Here is a 19388-nt window from a genome sequence, read left to right as displayed (position 1 = left end):
GCTCAGGCCAGGAGGGTCCGCGGCGAGGGGTCGTCGAGCAGCGCCGTGATCAGGTGCCGGTCGGGCCAGCGCCCGGCCGCCCAGGCGAACGCGCGAGCCAGGCCCTCGGACGTGTCGGCCGCGTGCAGCCGGTCGTCGGACCACCACGGGACGTCGTGTTCGGCGCCCTTGATGCGCACGGTGAGCGGGTCGTGCACGAGGACGCCGCCGTCCGGGAGCCGGATGCCGAGCTGGTCCGCGACGAGCTTCAGCGCGGGGAGCTCGGCCCAGGGCGCGTACTCGCCTTCGCTGACGACCCCGGCCTCCTCGGTGCTCGCGAGCGGCAGGTCGAGCAGGTCCGCCAGCCGCTCCGGGTCCTCGGGGGCGACCACGTACTGGTCGGGCTCCAGTGCGCCGGCCACCCACGGGACGTCCAGGACCAGCGCGTCGTCCACAACGGACCCGTCCGCGGCCCGGACGGCCCGCGGCACGCGCGGCTCCACTCCGGACTCGATGACGGCGTCGTAGGCGCGCGTGGTCAGCCCGGGCGAAACCACGCGGTCCGGGTCGGCGAGCCGGGCGAGGAGGTCGTCGGCTTCGTCCACACTGGACAGAGTCAGGTCCGTGCGCACCCCGGCGATCTCGAGGAGGTTGGTGTTCAGGCCGACGTCGGGGACCTCGTCGAAGAGCCCGGCGAGGTCGGCGTCCGGCAGGCGCCACTCGTTCGGTGCGGCGCCGCCGAGCAGGGCGTACTGCGCGATCCACCAAGCCGCGTGCCCTTGCGGCGCGCGGAGGGCGTGCCAGGTCCCGGGCCGGGACGCGAGCAGGCGCAGGGCGGCGGGCCAGGCGTCGTCGGCGACGAGGTCGAGGTCCCGGATCGCGACGAGTGTCGACGGCGGCTGCGGCAGGGAATCCCACCAGGCCTCTTCGTCGGGCAGGTCGTGGTCGGGCTCGTGCGGATCGTCGTCGACGACCACGGCGAAGGAGTCGAGCACACCGGCGGCTTCGAGCGTGCTTTGCGGCCAGTCCCCGGCGAAGTCCTCGTCGAGGACGTCCATCGCGCCGTCTTCCTCGAAGACCTCCTCGTCGAAGATGTCGAGCAGCGGCGAAGCCGGGAGGACGAGTTCGTCGGCGCGGCGCCAGGTTTCGGTGCCGGGCAGGGCGAGCGCACCGACCCAGCGCGGAGCGTCGTCTCCGCAGTCGGCGATCAGCCGCAGCACGGCGCCGGCGAGCGTCGTACCGTCCAATCCGGAGCGGACGTCCTCGACGCTGCGCTCGACGGCATCGCGCAGCTGATCGGCGTTGAGCAGCTCACGGGCGTCGGCGTGCTTGGCGCCCAGGCGTTCCAGGAGCGGGTGCGACGCGGCGGGGTGCACCAGCCGCAGCCCCGGGATATCCACATCGGACAGCAGGTCGAGAAGTTCGGCCGAGCCTTCGACGAGCAGGCAGCCACGAGCACCGGGCAGCGTCCGGCCGTCCGACAGGGGAACGGGAAGCCCGTCCAGCCGTTCCACGGCAAGCACGTGCGACTCGACGGCGATCGTCAGAGCCGCGTAGACCTCCCGCCACCAGCCCGGATCACGGGTGACGCCGGTAAGCGTTTCCAGCACCTCTTCGATGCCGATCACCTGCACCGAAACGGCTTTGAGGACCTGCGCGGGCCCTTCGATCAACCCCGGCACAAGGTCGGCGAGCAATGTGGACAGTCCAGGCACGTCGACGTCGAGCACCCGAGCCTGCCGACCGGACACTTCAACACCGTCCTCAGTAGACAGCCATGACTGTCCACTAAGTACTTCCAACACCTCGTCGCGCAACGTGGCGTCTACAGTGGACTTCGGAAACCCGGGCGTCGGAACGAGCGCGAACCGGTGCTCGGGAGACAGCAGCCGGACAAGTCCGACGTACTCTTTCGCGGCTTCCTCAAGCGCTTCCGCCAGCTCGGGGCCGGGCAGCGCACGACGTCGCGACGGTTCGACCGGCACGGAGGCGAGCAGCCGAGCGGGCAGCGACAGCCCGTCGTCGGTCGGCGTCGGGGCGTGCAGAACGTCCTCTTCGAGCGGCCGGGGCACCCCGTCGGCGTCGACCGGGACGGCCCAGACGACGTCACCGCGGTGCGTCAGCCAGCGCGTTTCCTTCTCGGGCCCCCGGATGTGGACGACGTCACCATCGGCTTCGCGCGTCCAAACGCGACCCTCGACGTCGAATTCCCCGAGCCACCGCAGGGCAAGCAGCAGGTCGGCGACGTCCCGGGCCAGCTCGTCGAGAAGGGAGCGCCCATCGACACCGTCCCGAAGCGGCAGCCGGACTTCGGTGTCGAAGCCGGCGGGGACATCGGCGGCAACGGGCCAGGGAAGCCGCAGGACGGGAACCTCCCCCGCGATCCCGGCGGCTTGCCGGGTGCGCTCGGCGGAGAAGGCAACCCCACCGGTGACGGAGACAACGCGAGGTTCATCGCAGACGGTCCGCACGGCGGCGAACCCGACGCCGAACCGCCCGACGGTCCCCCCGGTCTTGCCGGACGCGCGCAGCGAGGCGAGCGAGGCAACGCCCCGGGCGTCGAGCGGAGTGCCGGTGTTGGCGAACCGGAGTTCGGAGTCCACCAGAGCCACCCGAACCCGCCCGGGCTTCCCCGAGGCCATGGCGGCATCGGCGGCGTTCTGCGCGAGTTCGACGAAGAGCCGATCCCGATAGGCGCCGACGCGGAGGTCGCGTTCGACGTTGGTGTCCTCGGTGAGCCGGGTGGGCGAGTCCCGCCAGGAGCGCAGGGTGGCCTCGCGGAGCCGAGCGGTCCCGAACGGATCGCCCGGCTCAGGGGTAGCGCCGATCACCGTTCGGAAGAGCCGTCGACCTGGGCTTGCGCTTCATCACCCTCGCCAACGGCGGCTGGAGGAACATCGCCACCGGAGCCGGCCTGCCCGGTCTCGAGGGCCCCGGCGCCATCGGCAGTCTCCGAAGCAGAGACGGCATCGGTCACCTCGGCTTGGGTCGGCTCGGCTTCGGCGGGCTCCGGCACCTCTGCCACAACGGGCTCGCCCTGGGCCGCCTCCGCATCCGCAGACTCCGGCACCTCAGCTACAACCGGCTCGCCCTGAACCGCCTCCGCCTCGGCGGGCTCGGAAACCCCGGCCCCCTCCAGCTCAGCAGCCACCTCGGCCTGGCCTGGCTCCGCCTCCGCAGACTCCGGCACAACCGCACCTTGCAGCTCAGCAGCCTCGGCCGAAGACGATTCCTCGCGACCGGCCGAAGGAGACCCGGCAACGAGATCGGCCACCTCGACCGGAAGGGGATCCACCTCCGCCGCATCCGACTCGGCAGCCGCCGGGATCTCGCCGGCCTCCGGGTCGGCGGTCGTTTCGTGCTGCTCGGGAGCCTGAAGCGCGGCCGCATCGGTCACCTCGGCCTGGGTGGGCTCGGCTTCCGCGGGCTCCGGCACCTCGGCCACAACCGGCTCGGCAACCTCCGGCGCCTCCGGGGCCACGGGCTCCCCCGCAGCGACCACCGATGCCTCGACCGGCTCGACCCCTTCGGGCGCCGCAACCGGTTCGCCGACACCAGTCGCCTCGAGCGCTTCCGCCGGCGCACCCGCACCTTCGGCCTGCTCGGCCCCTGAATCGGCCGCCGCCAGGGTTGCCGCCTCGGGCTCTGCTGCCGTCGGCTCGGCCAGCGCCGGAACCGAATCCGCCAGCTCCGAGGCCGCCGGCTCCGGAACCCGCACCGGCTCGGCGACCACAGAAGCCGCGACCTCACCCGGCTCGGCAACCTCACCGGTCACCGGCTCGGCAACCGCCGCAGCCTCCGCCCCAGGCTCGGCAACCTCCCCAACCGCCGGCTCGGCAACCTCACCAGTCGCCGGCTCGGCAACCGCCGCCGCCTCGACCTCCGGCTCCGCGACCTCACCAACCGCCGGCTCGGTCGTGACCGGAGCCGCCGCTTCACCCGGCTCGGTCACCTCCGAAGCCACCGCAGCCGAAGCCACCTCAGCCGGCGACACCTCCGAGATCTCCGAGACCTCCGTCTCCGGCGCCGGGGCGAAGTCCAGCAACGAATCGTCGTACACCAGCTCGGCCACCGGGATCGAGCTGGTCACCTCGACCTCTACCTCCGAGTGCGCTCCGCACCCGTACTCCACGTCCACCACGTGGCCGTCCGCCGGGGCGATGTCGTTGCTGCACACCCCGAACACCCCGCGCAACGAGCCCGCCAGCGGCACGAAGAACCCGCACGTCCCGCACACGTCCGGGGCGCTGCGGGCCATGTCCGACCGCGGACCGAACTCGCCCGCGTGCCAGCGGGCCGCCGCCTCCGTGCGGCCGTAGCGGGACAGCGTGTGGACCCGGCCCAAGCCGACCTCGCGGGCGACCTCCTCCACCGCCGGGTCGTCCGACTGGAGGTACGCCGGGGCCAGGCGGGGGTCGTTCTCCGCCGTCGGGAAGATGTCGCCCACTCCGAGGTCGCCCGCGCGGACGCGGCGCTCCCAGGGCACCCACGCCGGCGCCACCAGCGCCGAGGGGCCGGGCACCAGCACGACCTCGCTGACCGTCACCGGCTCGTCTTCGCCCGCCACCGCGACCGTCACCGACCAGCGCCAGCCTCCGTAGCCCGGGACCTGGGCCTCGAACAGGTGACTCGCCGTGACCGCGTCCTCGCGGGTGACCCCCACGTGGCCGCCGAGCTGCTCCTCGGGTGCGTCCTCCAGCACCGCAGCTCGCGCGAACTCCACCGCATCGGCGAGTTTGCGCTGCACGGAACCGTCGTCCAGGGTCAGCAGCAGAGTCATGCGGCCAATTGTGCCGCACGCATCCGCGGCGCCCGTGCCAGGCTGTTCATCGTGCGCACGCCGATCGTCACCGCCCTGCTGCTGGCCGCCGCCCTCGGCGGGTGCGCCGGGGCCCAGGAACAACCAGCCGGCCCCGAACGGCTCACCGTCCAGGTGGCCGGGACCCTCCCGCACGACCCCGCCGCTTTCACCGAAGGCCTCGAGTTCGACGGCGACACGCTGTACGAGAGCACCGGGCTCGCCGGGAAGTCCACGCTCACCGCGGGCCCCGCCGGCGGCCCGCCGCGGACCACGGTCACCCTGCCGTCGCCGATGTTCGGCGAGGGCGTCACCGTTCTCGGGCCGACGCTGTGGCAGCTCACCTGGCAGGACGGCGTCGCCATCGAACGTGACGCCGCCACCCTCGCCGAGCGGCGGCGGGTCCCCTTCCAGGGTGAAGGCTGGGGCCTCTGCCACCAGGCCGACGGCCGCCTGGTGATGAGCAACGGCTCCTCGCGGCTGACCTTCCGGGACCCGGAGACCTTCGCCGTCACCGGGAGCGTCGACGTCGGCCGGGACCAGCTCAACGAGCTCGAATGCGTCGGCGGGGACGTCTACGCCAACGTCTGGCACACCGACACCGTGCTGCGGATCGAAGCCGCCACCGGGCGGATCACCGGGACGATCGACGCAGGTCAGCTGCGGGCGAAGGCGAACGTGACCGGTGCCGAAGACGTGCTCAACGGGATCGCCGCCGTCCCGGGCACCGGCGATTTCCTGCTCACCGGGAAGCAGTGGCCGGTCACGTTCCGGGTGAGGTTCGTCCCGGCTCAGCCGTGAAAGCACGGATGAGCAGGCGGAACCGGCACCCGGTAGGGCAGGATTGACACGTGGCACTCTTCGGCTCCCGCTCCGGCTCGGACGGCCCCCGGTCGGGTCAGCCGCGCGGCCGGAAGTCCAAGCGGCGGTGGACGCCGGAACCGGGCGCCGCCCAGGCCAGGTCCTGGCGGGACGCCGCCGCGCCGCGCGCCGAGCACGGCAGCCCGCCGCCGCCCACCCGCGTCCAGCGGCCCGTGCCGCCGCGCGCCGGGTTCCACGACGGCCGCGTGCCGAACGCCGACGAGGCGCCCACCGCGGCCGCCCCCACCGCCCACCGACCGCCGCCCCCGCGCGGGGCCCGGCCGTACGACCCGCACCGCACCGAGCCGGTGCGCCGCGAGCCGCCGGTCGGCGGCTTCTACCAGGGCGAACGCTATCCCGGCAGCGGCGAGTACGAGCACTACGACACCGGCGGCTACGCGGGCGAACCGCGGCCGCCGGAGCCGACGCCACCGCCGCCGCGGGAGGAACCGCGGACGCCGGGCGGCATCCCGAAACTGCCGAAGAAGATCACCGTCACGCGGGTGGCGGCGATGCGCAGCCGCCAGCTGACCGGCCAGGCCGTCGACGCCTTCCAGCGCGCGACGAAGGCCGACGGCGCCGAGAAGTCCGGCCTGACCTCGCTGACCTACGCCGTGATGCTGAACTACGCCAGCGACGCGGCGATGGCGATCGCGCTGGCCAACACCCTGTTCTTCGCCGCGACCAGCGGCGAGAGCAAGGGCAAGGTGGCGCTCTACCTGCTCATCACGATCGCGCCGTTCGCGCTGGTCGCCCCGGTGATCGGGCCCGCGCTCGACAAGGTGCAGCGCGGCAGGCGGCTGGCGATGTGCGCGTCTTCGGTCGGCCAGGGCCTGATGGCCGTCGTGATGGCGCTGCACTTCGACGACTGGCTGCTCTACCCGGCCGCGCTCGGGATGATGGTGCTGTCGAAGTCGTTCACCGTGCTCAAGGCCGCGGTGACGCCGCGGGTGCTGCCCTCGGAGATCACGCTTTCCAAGACGAACGCCCGGCTGACCACGTTCGGCCTGGTCGCCGCGGGCGTGTTCGGCGCGCTGGCCAGCGGGATCAACGCGATCTCCGGGTCGGCGGGCGCGCTGTGGTTCACGGCGCTGATCTGCGTCGCCGCGGCCGTCCAGTCGATGCGGATCCCGGCCTGGGTGGAGGCGACCGAGGGTGAGGTGCCGACGTCGCTTTCGGCGCACCCGAAGGAGAAGAAACGGCGTCAGCCGATGGGGCGCCACATCGTCGTCGCGCTCTGGGGCAACGGCTCGGTGCGGGTGCTCACCGGCTTCCTCATGATGTTCGCCGCGTTCGCGGTCAAGGCCCAGACCGAGGGCAGCGGGCAGACGCCGTTCATGCAGCTGCTGCTGCTCGGCGTGATCGGCGCCGCCGCGGGCGCCGGCGGGTTCCTCGGCAACGCGCTGGGCTCGCGCCTGCACTTCGGCCGCCCGGACCAGGTGATCGTGGGCTGCGTGGCGGGCTGCGTGCTGGCCGCGCTGGTCGCGACCATCCTGCCCGGCCTGGCCACGGCCGCGATCGTCGGCCTGATCGGCGCCACGGCCAGCGCGCTGGCCAAGATCAGCCTCGACGCCGTCATCCAGGAGGACCTGCCCGAGGAGTCGCGCGCTTCGGCGTTCGGCCGCTCGGAGACCGTGCTGCAGCTGGCCTGGTGCATGGGCGGCGCGGTCGGCCTGCTGCTGCCGCCGACGTACTGGATCGGCTTCCTGGTGATCACGATCGTGCTGGCCGTCGGTCTCACGCAGACGTACCTGGTGCGCCGCGGCGGCTCGCTCGTGCCGGGCCTCGGCGGCGACCGGCCGCTGCGGCCGGAGCCGACCGGCAGCTTCCCGGCCCAGGGCCTGCCCGGAGACCCGACGGCCCGCCGGTAGGCTCCGGGCCATGCGACGTTCCCGGGTGGTGGCCCTGCTTGCGGCCGGTGGGTTCGCGGTGGCCGGCTGCTCGGCACCCGGCCCGGCCGAGGTCACCTTCTACGCCGACGGCCACACCGTCAACACCACGCCCGTGCTCACGTGCGACTACTCGCAGCAGCTCGCGCAGCCGTGCAGCGCGAAGGGCTCGACGCAGACGCTGAAGGTCCGCCCGGGCAAGCCGGTGCAGATCTCCGTGCCCGGCGAGGTCGCCGAAGCGCCGTGGCAGATCGTCTACGAGTACGTCACCCCGCAGGGCGAGTACAAGCAGAGCGACCCGATCCCGTTCACGTCGCTGGACCGCTACGCCTACACGGTCACGCCGCCGACGCCCGCCGACCGCATTTCGGCGGTCGACGTCCAGAAGTACACCGCCGTGCTGAACTCGAGCACCGGTGAATCGGGTCTGCTGCCCAGCGACGTGTGGGGCCTGCGGCTGGAGGCTTAGGGGTCGATGTCCCGGGCGACCGCCCGCATGATCTCGGCGATCTGCTTGGTGTGCTTGCGGTCCGGGTAGCGGTTGCGCCGCAGGTCCGGCTGCACCTTCAGCTCCAGCAGCTTGATCATGTCCTCGATCAGGCCGTGCAGTTCCTCGGCCGGGCGGCGACGCGCCTCGGCGACGGACGGCGGCGGGTCGAGCAGCCGGACGGAGAGCGCCTGCGGACCGCGACGGCCGTCGGCGACGCCGAACTCCAGCCGCTGACCGGCCTTCAGCCCCTCGACGCCCTGCGGCAGCGCGGCCTTGCGAATGTAGACGTCGGCGCCACCGTCCTGCGTGACGAACCCGAACCCCTTCTCCGCGTCGTACCACTTGACCTTGCCGGTCGGCACTTCCCTCACCAGTCCTTCTGCTGTCCGCTCACGACGAACGCGCCCGGGGCGTACCCAGGGCGCGCTGGGTAAAGGGTATCTCGCCACAGGCCCTGGGGAGAAGTCGATACCGGCGGATACCCTTTTGCGTCATGAAGAGCACGACGAAGGAGACCGGCGTGGCCACCCCCGGCAAACCGTTCCTGATGCGCGTCGGCATCGGCTTGTTCGGCCTCGGCATGCTCGCCGTGCTGGCGGTGTTCATCATGTTCGCCGCCGGCCTGGAGAACCTGCCGCTGTGGCTGTCCCTCGCCGCCGGGGTGATCACGTCCCTGGGCCTGCTGCTGGCCTTGATCGCGCTGGTGATCGAGGCCCGGGCCAAGGATTAAGGGACCGCCGCGAACGTCTTCTCGAACCAGTCCGGGAACTCGGTCAGCGACTCGAACACCACCTCCGCTCCTTCGCTGAGCAGGAGCGCGCGGTCGCACGGCCCGGTGGTGACGCCGACCGGGATCGCCCCGGCCGCGAGGGCACCCCGGATATCGCCGGCGTGATCTCCGACATACACCCGCGCGTCGTGGGCCAAAAGCGCCTCGGCCTTCTGCGTCGACCACAGCTCGCCGACGACTTCGTCGACGGCGAGGCCGAGCGCGTCCACGTGCAGCTGCGCGTTGGGCCCGTACTTCCCGGTGACGACCAGCGTGCGCCCGCCGGCCTGGTGGACCGCCCGCAGTGACTCGACCGCGCCCGGCAGCGCGACCGTGCTCGGGACGACCACCTCGGGGTAGATCTCGCGGAACCGGTCGACGAGCCCGGGGATGCGCTCCTCGGGCGCCTCGAAGCCGCGCAGGATGTCGTCGAGCGGCGGCCCGAGGTTGGCCGCGAACGCCTCGCCGTCCAGCGGCAGGCCGGATTCGACGCCCAGCGCGTTCATCGCCGCGGCCATCCCCGGCCGGGCGTCGATCAGTGTCATGTCGAGGTCGAACCCCACGGTGATGCCCACACCTGCACCGTAGCCGCCGGCACCGACAATTTGACGCGCGAGCCGAGCGTGTACAGCGTCTTGACAGCGAGACCATTTGTGTCAAGGTGAGGTGTGACCAGCTTCACCGAACGGACGAAGGCGTCCCTGCGGGAGGCGCTGCTCGACGCCGCCGCAGACCTGCTGCCGGACCGCGGCCACGCGGGCCTGCGGATGGCCGACGTCGCCGCCAAGGCCGGCGTGAGCAGGCAGACGGTCTACAACGAGTTCGGGAACAAGGCGGCGCTGACCCAGGCGGTGGCGCTGCGCACCGCGTCGGAGTTCCTCGACGGGATCCGCCAGCGGTTCGAAGCGGCGGACGGGCTCCTGGCGGGCATCCACCACGCCGTCGTCTACACGATCGAGCACGCGCGGGAGAACCGCCTGGTCGCGGCGGCGCTCGGCACCGAAGCGGGCGAGGACCTCCTGCCGCTGCTCACGTCCAGGGGCGAGCCGATCCTCACCGCGGCCGCGGACCTCGCCGCCGAGCAGTACCGCGAGCTCGAGCCCGGGCTCTCGGCCGCAGCCGCGGCCCTGCTCGCGGAGACCGCCGTGCGGCTTTCCCTGTCGCACCTGGTCCTCCCGACGCACTCCGCGACGGAGGCGGCCGACGCCGTCACCGCCGTGCTGGCACCCGCCATCCGCCAATTCGTCCACAATGGAGTGAACAGATGACCGACACGCTCCCGGAGCTCAGGACCGGCTTTTCCTCGCTGCGCAAGGGCGGGCTGAACTGGGACTCGTTCCCGCTGCGGCTGTTCGTCAAGGGCAACAAGAAGTTCTGGAACCCGGCGGACATCGACTTCAGCCGGGAACGCGAAGGCTGGGACACGCTCAACCCGGAGCAGCAGCGCAGCACGACGTACCTGGTCGCGCAGTTCATCGCCGGCGAAGAGGCCGTCACGGAGGACATCCAGCCGTTCATGCGGGCGATGTCGGCGACCGGCCGGTTCGGCGACGAGATGTACCTGACGCAGTTCTGCTTCGAGGAAGCCAAGCACACGGAGGTGTTCCGGCGCTGGATGGACGCGGTGGGGCTGACCGAGGACCTCCACCCGTTCGTGGCGGAGAACCCGCACTACCGCAAGCTGTTCTACGAGGAGCTGCCGCAGTCGCTGCGGGCGCTGGAGGACGACCCCAGCCCGCTGAACCAGATCCGCGCGAGCGTGACGTACAACCACGTCATCGAGGGCAGTCTCGCGCTGACGGGCTACTACTCGTGGCAGCTGATCTGCACCCAGCACGACATCCTGCCGGGCATGCAGGAGCTGGTCCGCCGCATCGGCGACGACGAGCGCCGCCACATGGCGTGGGGCACGTTCACCTGCCGGCGCCACGTCGCCGCGGACGACTCGTTGTGGGACGCGGTGCAGCAGCGGATGGGCGAGCTGCTGCCGCACGCGCTCAACATGATCCAGTGGGTGCAGGACCAGTTCGAGGAACTGCCGTTCGACAACGACCCGCAGGAGATCGTCCAGTACGCGGCGGACCGGGCCCAGCGGAGGCTGGGCGCGATCGAGTCGGCGCGCGGGATGCCGGTGGAGCAGATCGACGTCGACTACTCGCCGGAGCAGCTGGAGGAGACGTTCGGCGAGGAAGACGCGAAGGCGATCGCGGAAGCGGCCGCGGCGGTGGGCTGAGACGGGGGTGGGGCGCCTCCCACGGAGGCGCCCCACCCCGGTGTTCACCACTCCCAGGTCAGGATGATCATCGGTCGCCTCCCTTCGCGGATTCGCGAAGGGCTCACGCCCGAAGGCGTCAGGCGGTTTAGGCGTGCTTCGCCGCCGCCGCCTTCTCCAGGCCCAGCAGGCTGATCGACTTCTCGCGCATCTCGATCTTGCGGACCTTGCCGGTCACCGTCATCGGGAACTCCTCGACGACGTGGACGTACCGCGGGATCTTGTAGTGCGCCAGCTTGCCGCTGCAGAATTCGCGCACCTTCTCCGCCGTCAACGGCGAAGCGCCTTCGCGCATGCGGACCCAGGCCATCAGCTCTTCGCCGTATTTCTCGTCCGGGACGCCGATCACCTGCGCGTCGAGGATGTCCGGGTGCGTGTACAGGAACTCCTCGATCTCGCGCGGGTACAGGTTCTCACCGCCGCGGATGACCATGTCCTTGATGCGGCCGGTGATGTTCACGTAGCCGTCGTCGTCCATGACCGCCAGGTCGCCCGTGTGCATCCAGCGGGCCGCGTCGATCGCCTCCGCCGTCTTGTCCGGCTGTTCCCAGTACCCGAGCATCACCGAATACCCGCGCGTGCACAGCTCCCCCGGCTCGCCGCGCGGGACCGTCAGGCCGGTTTCCGGGTCGACGACCTTGACCTCCAGGTGCGGCCCGACCCGCCCGACCGTCGAGACGCGGCGCTCGATCGAGTCGTCCGACCGGGTCTGCGTCGACACCGGGGACGTCTCGGTCATGCCGTAGCAGATGGACACCTCGGCCATCCCCATCCGGTCGATGACCTGCTTCATCACCTCGACCGGGCACGGCGAGCCCGCCATGATCCCGGTGCGCAGCGACGACAGGTCGAACTCGCCGAAGTCCGGGTGGCTGAGCTCGGCGATGAACATCGTCGGCACGCCGTAGAGCGACGTGCACCGCTCGGCCGCGACCGCTTCGAGGGTGGCTCCCGGGTCGAACGCGGGTGCCGGGATGACCATGCAGGCGCCGTGGCTGGTGCACGCCAGGTTGCCCATCACCATGCCGAAGCAGTGGTAGAAGGGCACCGGGATGCACACCTTGTCCTGCTCGGTGTAGCCGCACAGCTCGCCGACGAAGTAGCCGTTGTTGAGGATGTTGTGGTGGGACAGCGTGGCGCCCTTGGGGAAACCCGTGGTCCCGGACGTGTACTGGATGTTGATCGGGTCGTCGGCCGACAGCCCGGCCTGCAGGTGCGCCAGCCGCGCCGGGTCACCACCGCGCCCCGCTTCGAGCAGCGCGTGCCAGTCCTCGCCGCCCAGGATGACGACCTGCTCCAGCGCCGCGCACTTCTCGCGCACTTCCTCGGCCATCGCGGGGTAGTCCGACGTCTTGAACCGGTCCGACGCCACCAGCAGCCGGATGCCGGCCTGGTTCAGCACGTACTCGAGCTCGTGCGCGCGGTAGGCCGGGTTGATGTTGACCAGGATGGCGCCGATCTTCGCCGTCGCGTACTGGAGGAACGTCCATTCCGCCCGGTTCGGCGACCAGATCCCGACCCGGTCGCCCTTGCCGATGCCCTGGGCGACCAGGCCGAGGGCCAGCGCGTCCACCTCGCCGGCCAGCTCCCGGTAGGTCCAGCGTTTGCCGGCGGCCCGGTCGACGAGGGCGTCCCGATCGCCGAACGCGGCCACCGTCCGGTCGAAGTTGCCGCCGATGGTGTCCCCGAGCAGCGGGACCTGCGAGGTTCCCGAGGCGTAGCTCGGCCGGGCGGGCGCGTCAGGCATGGTGCCTCCTGAAGTCGGCGGTGACTAGCGCCGAGTCTAGGAATCAGGTGCCTGGTCAGCCAGCCTTGGGCCGGCCGCGCTGCCCGGACCCACCGGGCATCACGACATCGAGACGTCCTTTGCCCTGGGCCGCCGGCCGTCGCGAGTCCACGGCGTCACGAAATGCGGAAAACCGGCCGGGTCCGTGCACCGGCTGGTGCACGGACCCGGTCTGTTCCGCGGAATCAGCAGAGGTTGCCGGTGTACCAGGCGTTGGTCGCGTTGTAGCCCAGATTGGTGATGCCCTGGTCCACGCACTTGAATTCGTCGGACCCGATGATGTAGGTGACCTGGATCTGGACGTGGGTCGTCCCGCAGTGGTTGTAATAGCTGAGCAGGCCCTGTTCGTAGTACCCGCAGACGGCCGCCGCACCGGCCGAACCCTGCTCGGTGGCGGACGCCGGGGCCGACGCGCCGAGGAGCAGGGCTCCCGCGGTGGCCGTGACCGCGGTGGCCGCGCCGATCTTGGCCGCAATCGTTTTCAACATAGGGGTATTACCTCCACTTTTTCGCCGGTGGGTCGAACTGCCGGAATCGGCCGGACAACCAAAATCTACGATTACCGGACACCGCGGGCAATCACCTTCAAGCAAGGCTGAAACCGGGTGCTCGGCCCAGGCCCTCCGAGCCGCCGGCCGGGTGAATTCGGCCATTGCCGATCAAGATGACTTGACTTCTCCGGATCGGGATGCGCACGTTGTCCTGCTCGGTGTAGCCGCCGAGTCCAAGAATCAGGTGCCTGGTCAGCCGGCACGGTGGCAGGATCTCCCTGGGAAGAGGGAGGGAACCCGATGCGAAGAATCCTGGCTCTGGCGTCCGCCGTCCTGCTGCTCGCGGTGGCCGCACCGGCGTCGGCGGCGACGCGGGTGATCGTGCTGCCCGGCGCCACGTCCGCCGAGGGGATCACCGCCGCCGGCGGTGGTACCTACTACACTGGTGACCTGATCGCCGGCACGATCTTCCGCGAAAACCTCGGGCGCGGCACAGCCGAGCGCTTCATCGAGGCGCCACCCGGCACCATGGCGGCCGGGGTGGACTTCGACCGGCGCCACGACCTGCTGTTCGTCGCCGGCGCGATCGGCGGCAAGGCCTACGTCTACGACGTCCGCACCAAGGCGAAGGTCGCGGACTACACCTTCGGCGACCCGCAGACGTCCTACGTCAACGACGTGGTGGTGACGCCGCAGGGCGCCTGGTTCACCGACTCCTACCACCCGCAGCTGTTCTTCGTGCCGGTCGTGGCCGGACGGCTCGGAACGCCGCGCACCCTGCCGCTGAGCGGGCCGGGCGCGGGCGGCTCGCCGGGGAACTTCTTCATGAACGACATCATCGCCACGCCGTCCGGTGGCACCCTGCTCGTGGCCGCGACGATTCCCGGCAAGGTGTTCAGGATCGATCCGCGCACCGGGGTCAGCACGGAGCTCGCGGGCGTCGACGCGCCCAGCGTCGCCAGCCTCGTGCTCGAAGGGAACCGGCTCTGGGCGGTGCAGCTCGACGACAGGATCACCCGGTGGTGCCTCGACGGCGACCTGAGCCACGGCGCCCCGGACGGCACCATCACCGACCCGCTGTTCGACCAGCCGGTCTCGGCGATCAAGGTCGGCCGCCACCTCGCCGTCGTCAACTCCCACATCTACAGCGGCTACCCGCCCACCAGCCCGACGTACGAAGTCCTCGTCGTCGGCGCGTGAGTTGGTAGTGTCCGAACGGATTTCGAGGGGGCGATCGATGGCCGGCTTTCGCGACGAGCTCACCCAGCTGCTGCAGGCGCGCTACCCGCTGCTCGTCGTCGAGACGCACGAAGAGCTGCGGGTGCTGCGGGAAATCCGCGCGGTCGCCGAAGACGCCCACCGGCTGCGGACCCCGCGGCGCGTCTACGTCTGGTCGTCCACCACCGGGCTGGCCCCCGCGGGCGGCCCGCCGATCAGCGAAACCCGCACCGCGGCCGCCGCGCTCGAACGGATCCACGCCTGGGGCGAACCCGCCGTCTTCGTGTTCGCCGACCTGCACCCGTCGCTGGTGTCGGAGGGCGGCCACCGGCCCGATCCGGACGTCGTGCGGCGGCTGCGGGAGCTCGCCGCGGCGTTCAAGACCCGGCCGGTGCCGCTGAGCCTGATCCTCGTGTCGCCGTCGCTGCCCGTGCCGCCGGAGCTGGAGCACGACGCGACCGTCGTCGACTTCCCGCTGCCCGACCAGCGCCAGATCGGCGAGCTGCTGGACAGCATGGTCGCCGCGCACCGGCAGAACGTCCGGATCAGCATCGACCGCGACGACCGCGACATGATCGTCGCCGCCGCGCGCGGGCTGACGCTGCCGGAAGCCGAAAACGCGTTCGCCAGGGCCCTCGTCGAGGGCGGCGGGCTCGATCCCGGCGACCTCGAGCTCATCCTGGCCGAGAAGCGCCAGGCCGTGCGGCGGTCCGGGATGCTCGACATCGTGCCGGCGGAGACGAGCTTCGACGCCGTCGGCGGTCTCGACCGGCTGAAGCGGTGGCTGACCAAGCGCACCGGCACCTGGACGCCCGCCGCGGCGGCGTACAACCTGGCGGCGCCGAAGGGCCTGCTGCTCACCGGCGTCCCCGGCTGTGGCAAGAGCCTGTCCGCGGTGTGCGTCGCGAACATGTGGCGGCTGCCGCTGCTGCGGCTGGACCTCGGACGCGTCTTCGCCGGGCTCGTGGGGTCCAGCGAGAAGAACATCCGCACGGTGATCCGCACGGCGGAGGGCATCGCGCCGTGCGTGCTGTGGGTCGACGAGATCGAGAAGGGCCTCGCGGGCGCCGGCGGCGGAGGCGACGGCGGCACCGCGCGGCGCGTGTTCGGCACGTTCCTGTCCTGGATGCAGGAGAAGTCGGCGCCGGTGTTCGTGATGGCCACGGCGAACCAGGTCGGCTCGCTGCCGCCGGAGTTCCTGCGCAAGGGCCGGTTCGACGAGATCTTCTTCGTCGATCTGCCCTCGGCGCCCGAGCGCGCCGCGATCTGGCGGATCCACCTGGGCAAGCGCGTCACGGATCCGTTCGTGGGCAGCGAGCTGCGGCTGGACGACGCGCTGTTCGCCGAGCTCGCCGACGTCAGCGCGGGCTACAGCGGCGCCGAGATCGAACAGGCCGTGCTGTCCGGCCTGGTCGACGCGTTCGCCGAGAAGCGGCCGCTGCGCCGCGACGACCTCGTGCGGGCGGTGAAGTCGACCGTGCCGCTGTCGGTCACCCAGGCCGACGAGATCCTGGCCATCAGGAACTGGGCGGAAACCCGGGCCGTCGCCGCCACGGACACCGGCGCCGGGGCCCCGGTCGCACCCGTCGCGCCGCCGCCCCCGGCGGCACCGAGTGGGAGGACGATCGACGTATGACGCACCGCGTGACCGTGACCATCGGCAAGGACGGCTCGATCAGCGCCGAGACCCACGGCGTGACCGGCTCGAAGTGCCTCGACTACATCCCGCTGCTGGAGGACCTGCTCGGCGCGGAGACCGTGACGTCGGAGTTCACCGAGGACTACCGGCGCACTTCCGCCTCGGTGGAGGACACCGCTTCGCGGCAGCAGACGCAATGGAACTGCTGAACCTGCACCGGATCGTCGACGTCACCCTCGCCGAAGGCCCGGGTGCGCGGTGTGCCGTGTGGACGCAGGGGTGTTCGGTGCGCTGCCCGGGGTGCTTCAACCCGCAGACGTGGACGACCCGCGGCGGCTTTTCCCTGTCGTGGCCGGACTTGGCCTCCCGGGTGCTGGCCGTCTCCGGGATCGAAGGCGTCACGCTGCTCGGCGGGGAGCCGTTCGACCAGGCCGGACCGCTGGGCCGCTTCGCCGCGGCTGTGCGCTCGGCGGGGCTGTCGGTGATGACGTTCACCGGGCACGTCCGGGAGGACCTGCCGCCGTCGGAGCTGCTCGCGTCGACGGATCTGCTGGTGGACGGGCCGTTCCTGGCGGATCGGCCCGAGCCGTCGCGGCCGTGGGTGGGGTCGGCGAACCAGCGGTTCCACTTCCTGACCGACCGCTACGACGAGTCGATCTTCGCCACCCCGAACCGCCTGGAACTGACGATCGCCCCGGACGGCGCGATCGAGCTGAACGGGTTCGCCACCACCGACGTACTCGAAGCGCTGCTGGAAGGGGACCGCCGATGAGTGTCACGCTCAGGCTGCGCAGTGAGGCACTGGCCCAGCTCGACGCGGCCACGATCGCCGCGCACACGCAGGCCCGCCCGGGGGTCGTCACCGTGCGGACCCGGATGCGCCACCGCGATCTGCTGGCCCGCGCGCTCGCCGGGCTGCGGGCCCAGGTGACCGACGACGGCACGTCCGTCTTCGCGGCCTGGGAGGGCCGGCGCATCACGTTCGGCTACGGCCCCGAGGGCGTCCAGGTGGCGCACGTCGACGGGCCCGGTCTGACGCCTTCGGAAGCCGCGCGGCTGGTGCTGTCCGTCGATGAGGCGTACGCGGCCGAAGTGCAGCGCGCGGTGCTCGCGCGGCTGAAGGACCGGGCGGCGCAGGCGGGCATGCGCGTCGAGTCGGAGCGGGTCAACGCCGACCAGTCGATCAGCGTCACCCTGGCCGCCACGTCGTGACCGAGACCAGGGTCGGGCTGATCGAGTTCGGCAAGGCGCTCAACGACTCGGTCACCCTCCCCGGCCTCGGGGAGCTGCCCGGCGCCCAGGTGAGCACGGGGCGCGCGGTCCGCGGCGCCCGCGCGCGGCTGCTCCGGGGCAACCGGATCGTCGAGGACAACCTGCGCCTCGGCATCATGGTGCGGAAGAAGTTCTTCTCCAGCGACGTCGAGCCGGTGACGGACGCCGGCTTCCTGAAGGACGTGTTCGTCGCCGTCGGGCGCCGGGACCTCGGCAACGGCGACGCGCTGGAGCTGTACACCGACGCCGCCGCCGGGCCGGACATGAGCCGTCCGGAGGGGATCGCGTCGGTGGTGGCACCGGCTTTCGACCAGCTGACGGGCTTCCACGCACAGGTGGGTGTCCACGACGGCGTCCTGCGCTCCGGGGCGCTGTGTGCCCTGGCGCGCGGCGGCCGCCCGCTCGGCGAGCCGATGCGGGTGCTGGGGCTGTTCGGGCCGGCGGGGCCGCTGGAAGAGCTGCCGCCGGGGCAGGCGGGGACGGTGTTGCTGGGCTTCCAGTGCGAGGTGCCGCCGCTGGCCGGGGACACGCTGACGGCGTTCCCGACGCCGGATTTCGTGGAGCAGCGCGACGGGACGGCGGTGGTGCACGGCGTCACCGACCTCGGCAACGGTGCCCTGGTGGCGGCGGTCGAGGTGCCGGAGGGACGGAGCGCGGCGTTCACGGTGGGGGTGAGCGTGCGGGTGCTGCGCCCGATCGGGACGACGTTCAACGAGCGGAGCACGGTCATCGCGTCGGGGTTGCCGGTGCTTTCCCTGGCGCGGGACGGGATCTCGGTGCGTTCTTCCGCGGGGGCGCGGGTGTTCACGGTGGGGTTGGGGACGCGGGATCTGCAGCAGAACGACGTGATCGAGGCTTACGTCCCGGCTGCCGCTTTGGTGGCTTCTTCGGTTGCTTTGGCCACTCCTTTGGCCGCTCCTTTGGCTCCGCCGCCGGCGCCTCCGGTGGAGCTCGTCGACGTCAACACGGCCCCGGCCGCGGCTTTGGCGAGCCTGCCGGGCCTTTCCCCACCACGGGTGGCAGCGGCGCTGGAGCTGCGCAGCCGGCAGGGCGGCTTCCCGGACGTGGAGGCGTTCGGAGTGGCGATCGGCTTGCAACCGCACGAGATCGTCCGCTTGCGCGGACGGGCGACGGCCGCCCGGGTGACGTTGCCCGAGACGGGCGTTCGTCAGCTGGACATCTGACGGGGTCCGCTACGCTCGGGACGTGCCGGAGGAATTCTCGCTGGGCTTGACGGAGGTCACCGCCGCGGTCCGGCGCACCGGCTTGCCGTCGCACTGGCACCCGTTCGAGATCCGCAGCCCGGGCCACACGCTGGCGGAACACGAGCGCATCCTGGCGGAGGCCTGGGACGCGATGCGGGCGCGCGGACTGGCGGGGCCGGAGAAGCTGGACATCGAGGTGGAGCAGACGCTCCGGGCGTGGACCCAGCCGGACGTCTTGATCATCGTCCGCGCGGCCGAGGTGGCGGACGGCCGCCAGGTGTTCTACCGAGCCACCATCGGCCACGGCCTAGGCGTGTATTCGGAGCTGGTGCCGGAGGGCATCAATTTCGTCCAGATCCGCCCCGACCACCTGGTCGACGCCCTGGTCGGCATCCTCCCCGGCTACGGACCGCTGCCGGTGGCGCCCCTGACCGTGACACAGGGCCCGGGCCGGGCGCCGGACAACGAAGCGTTGCGGGACTTCGCCCAGTGGGCCCCCCACCGCCACGGCACCTTCGAGCTGTCAACCCGCCTAGGCCAGGGCAACCTCCGCCCAGCGGGCACGGTGACCTTCGTGGACACGGACGGAGGCCGCTACCTGACCTTCACCGAGCCCCTGTCCGCCGACGAGGTCCGGCTCCGGTTCGTCCCCTCGGACGGGGGACACCTGAGAGGGTGGCTGCACGACCGCATCGCGGAGACGACCCACCGGTGACGTG

At 71.6% G+C, this 19388-nt stretch carries 19 protein-coding genes; 13 read left to right on the top strand and 6 right to left on the bottom strand.

The features are described from left to right. Positions 1-2: 2 nt before the first annotated feature. The gene (locus DV20_RS03580; RefSeq protein ID WP_043776396.1) at positions 3-2810 is read right to left on the bottom strand and encodes a sacsin N-terminal ATP-binding-like domain-containing protein; all 2808 of its coding nucleotides are present in this window, start codon (positions 2808-2810) and stop codon (positions 3-5) included. After that, positions 2807-4759 (bottom strand): DUF3027 domain-containing protein, encoded by a 1953-nt coding sequence (locus DV20_RS47160; protein ID WP_084093300.1) that lies wholly within the window; start codon positions 4757-4759, stop codon positions 2807-2809. The genes DV20_RS03580 and DV20_RS47160 overlap by 4 nt, the downstream gene beginning before the upstream one ends. 51 nt (positions 4760-4810) lie before the next feature. Here DV20_RS47160 and DV20_RS03570 point away from each other — a divergent pair, with 51 nt between their 5' ends. From DV20_RS03570 to DV20_RS03560, 3 genes are read left to right on the top strand one after another with little or no spacing between them, the layout of a single operon-like run. Next, a complete protein-coding gene (locus DV20_RS03570; protein ID WP_043776395.1) occupies positions 4811-5578 on the top strand; it encodes a glutaminyl-peptide cyclotransferase in 768 nt (255 codons plus the stop codon). Between the two features lie 50 nt (positions 5579-5628). Beyond that, positions 5629-7509: an MFS transporter gene (locus DV20_RS03565; RefSeq protein WP_043776394.1), complete on the top strand. Its 1881-nt coding sequence runs from the start codon at positions 5629-5631 to the stop codon at positions 7507-7509. 10 nt (positions 7510-7519) lie between these two features. Next, positions 7520-7996 (top strand): DUF2771 family protein, encoded by a 477-nt coding sequence (locus DV20_RS03560; protein ID WP_043776393.1) that lies wholly within the window; start codon positions 7520-7522, stop codon positions 7994-7996. Here DV20_RS03560 and DV20_RS03555 read toward each other — a convergent pair. Beyond that, complete coding sequence (locus DV20_RS03555) at positions 7993-8379, bottom strand: cold-shock protein (protein ID WP_013230216.1); 387 nt, start codon at positions 8377-8379, stop codon at positions 7993-7995. The two genes, DV20_RS03560 and DV20_RS03555, sit on opposite strands and share 4 nt — an antisense overlap. Positions 8380-8510: 131 nt before the next feature. On the opposite strand from DV20_RS03555, the gene DV20_RS03550 reads away from it, so the two are divergent. Further along, on the top strand, positions 8511-8747 hold the full coding sequence (locus DV20_RS03550) for a hypothetical protein (protein WP_043776390.1): 237 nt from the start codon (positions 8511-8513) through the stop codon (positions 8745-8747). Here DV20_RS03550 and DV20_RS03545 read toward each other — a convergent pair. After that, entirely contained in the window at positions 8744-9361 is a 618-nt protein-coding gene (locus DV20_RS03545; protein WP_043776389.1) for an HAD family hydrolase, read from the bottom strand. The two genes, DV20_RS03550 and DV20_RS03545, sit on opposite strands and share 4 nt — an antisense overlap. 93 nt (positions 9362-9454) lie before the next feature. Here DV20_RS03545 and DV20_RS03540 point away from each other — a divergent pair, with 93 nt between their 5' ends. Further along, a complete protein-coding gene (locus DV20_RS03540) occupies positions 9455-10054 on the top strand; it encodes a TetR/AcrR family transcriptional regulator (protein WP_043776388.1) in 600 nt (199 codons plus the stop codon). Continuing rightward, complete coding sequence (locus tag DV20_RS03535) at positions 10051-11019, top strand: R2-like ligand-binding oxidase (protein ID WP_043776387.1); 969 nt, start codon at positions 10051-10053, stop codon at positions 11017-11019. The genes DV20_RS03540 and DV20_RS03535 overlap by 4 nt, the downstream gene beginning before the upstream one ends. Before the next feature lie 127 nt (positions 11020-11146). On the opposite strand, the gene DV20_RS03530 is transcribed toward DV20_RS03535, so the two are convergent. Both DV20_RS03530 and DV20_RS03525 read right to left on the bottom strand, forming a co-directional pair. Next, on the bottom strand, positions 11147-12805 hold the full coding sequence (locus tag DV20_RS03530; protein WP_043776386.1) for an AMP-binding protein: 1659 nt from the start codon (positions 12803-12805) through the stop codon (positions 11147-11149). 224 nt (positions 12806-13029) lie between these two features. Next, positions 13030-13332 (bottom strand): DUF6355 family natural product biosynthesis protein, encoded by a 303-nt coding sequence (locus DV20_RS03525; RefSeq protein WP_043776384.1) that lies wholly within the window; start codon positions 13330-13332, stop codon positions 13030-13032. Positions 13333-13635: 303 nt separating this feature from the next. Here DV20_RS03525 and DV20_RS03520 point away from each other — a divergent pair, with 303 nt between their 5' ends. Genes DV20_RS03520 through DV20_RS03490 form a run of 7 tightly spaced genes read left to right on the top strand, consistent with a single transcriptional unit; the run spans position 13636 to position 19384 of the window. Then, positions 13636-14535 carry an SMP-30/gluconolactonase/LRE family protein gene (locus tag DV20_RS03520; RefSeq protein ID WP_043776383.1) on the top strand — a complete coding sequence of 300 codons (900 nt, stop codon included), beginning with the start codon at positions 13636-13638 and terminating at the stop codon, positions 14533-14535. A gap of 37 nt (positions 14536-14572) precedes the next feature. Further along, on the top strand, positions 14573-16189 hold the full coding sequence (locus tag DV20_RS03515) for an AAA family ATPase (RefSeq protein WP_043776381.1): 1617 nt from the start codon (positions 14573-14575) through the stop codon (positions 16187-16189). Then, complete coding sequence (locus DV20_RS03510) at positions 16186-16401, top strand: DUF2997 domain-containing protein (protein WP_043776380.1); 216 nt, start codon at positions 16186-16188, stop codon at positions 16399-16401. Before DV20_RS03515 ends, DV20_RS03510 begins: the two co-directional genes overlap by 4 nt. Next, the gene (locus DV20_RS03505) at positions 16389-16964 is read left to right on the top strand and encodes a 4Fe-4S single cluster domain-containing protein (protein WP_043776379.1); all 576 of its coding nucleotides are present in this window, start codon (positions 16389-16391) and stop codon (positions 16962-16964) included. Before DV20_RS03510 ends, DV20_RS03505 begins: the two co-directional genes overlap by 13 nt. Continuing rightward, complete coding sequence (locus DV20_RS03500) at positions 16961-17404, top strand: hypothetical protein (protein ID WP_043776378.1); 444 nt, start codon at positions 16961-16963, stop codon at positions 17402-17404. The genes DV20_RS03505 and DV20_RS03500 overlap by 4 nt, the downstream gene beginning before the upstream one ends. Continuing rightward, a complete protein-coding gene (locus DV20_RS03495) occupies positions 17401-18648 on the top strand; it encodes a helix-hairpin-helix domain-containing protein (RefSeq protein WP_043776377.1) in 1248 nt (415 codons plus the stop codon). Before DV20_RS03500 ends, DV20_RS03495 begins: the two co-directional genes overlap by 4 nt. Positions 18649-18670: 22 nt before the next feature. Then, positions 18671-19384 carry an ESX secretion-associated protein EspG gene (locus DV20_RS03490; RefSeq protein WP_084093299.1) on the top strand — a complete coding sequence of 238 codons (714 nt, stop codon included), beginning with the start codon at positions 18671-18673 and terminating at the stop codon, positions 19382-19384. Positions 19385-19388 lie beyond the last annotated feature (4 nt).

Origin of the sequence: Amycolatopsis rifamycinica, from assembly GCF_000695625.1 — a bacterium.
Taxonomy (GTDB): domain Bacteria; phylum Actinomycetota; class Actinomycetes; order Mycobacteriales; family Pseudonocardiaceae; genus Amycolatopsis; species Amycolatopsis rifamycinica.
This window is presented reverse-complemented; position numbering and strand designations above follow the sequence as displayed.

Excerpts from the sequence above, each read along its gene's own strand:
- DV20_RS47160 (WP_084093300.1), bottom strand. The coding sequence starts at position 4,759 with ATGACTCTGCTGCTGACCCTGGACGACGGTTCCGTGCAGCGCAAACTC.
- DV20_RS03560 (WP_043776393.1), top strand. The coding sequence starts at position 7,520 with ATGCGACGTTCCCGGGTGGTGGCCCTGCTTGCGGCCGGTGGGTTCGCG.
- DV20_RS03550 (WP_043776390.1), top strand. The coding sequence starts at position 8,511 with ATGAAGAGCACGACGAAGGAGACCGGCGTGGCCACCCCCGGCAAACCG.
- DV20_RS03535 (WP_043776387.1), top strand. The coding sequence starts at position 10,051 with ATGACCGACACGCTCCCGGAGCTCAGGACCGGCTTTTCCTCGCTGCGC.
- DV20_RS03530 (WP_043776386.1), bottom strand. The coding sequence starts at position 12,805 with ATGCCTGACGCGCCCGCCCGGCCGAGCTACGCCTCGGGAACCTCGCAG.
- DV20_RS03525 (WP_043776384.1), bottom strand. The coding sequence starts at position 13,332 with ATGTTGAAAACGATTGCGGCCAAGATCGGCGCGGCCACCGCGGTCACG.
- DV20_RS03520 (WP_043776383.1), top strand. The coding sequence starts at position 13,636 with ATGCGAAGAATCCTGGCTCTGGCGTCCGCCGTCCTGCTGCTCGCGGTG.
- DV20_RS03515 (WP_043776381.1), top strand. The coding sequence starts at position 14,573 with ATGGCCGGCTTTCGCGACGAGCTCACCCAGCTGCTGCAGGCGCGCTAC.
- DV20_RS03510 (WP_043776380.1), top strand. The coding sequence starts at position 16,186 with ATGACGCACCGCGTGACCGTGACCATCGGCAAGGACGGCTCGATCAGC.
- DV20_RS03505 (WP_043776379.1), top strand. The coding sequence starts at position 16,389 with ATGGAACTGCTGAACCTGCACCGGATCGTCGACGTCACCCTCGCCGAA.
- DV20_RS03500 (WP_043776378.1), top strand. The coding sequence starts at position 16,961 with ATGAGTGTCACGCTCAGGCTGCGCAGTGAGGCACTGGCCCAGCTCGAC.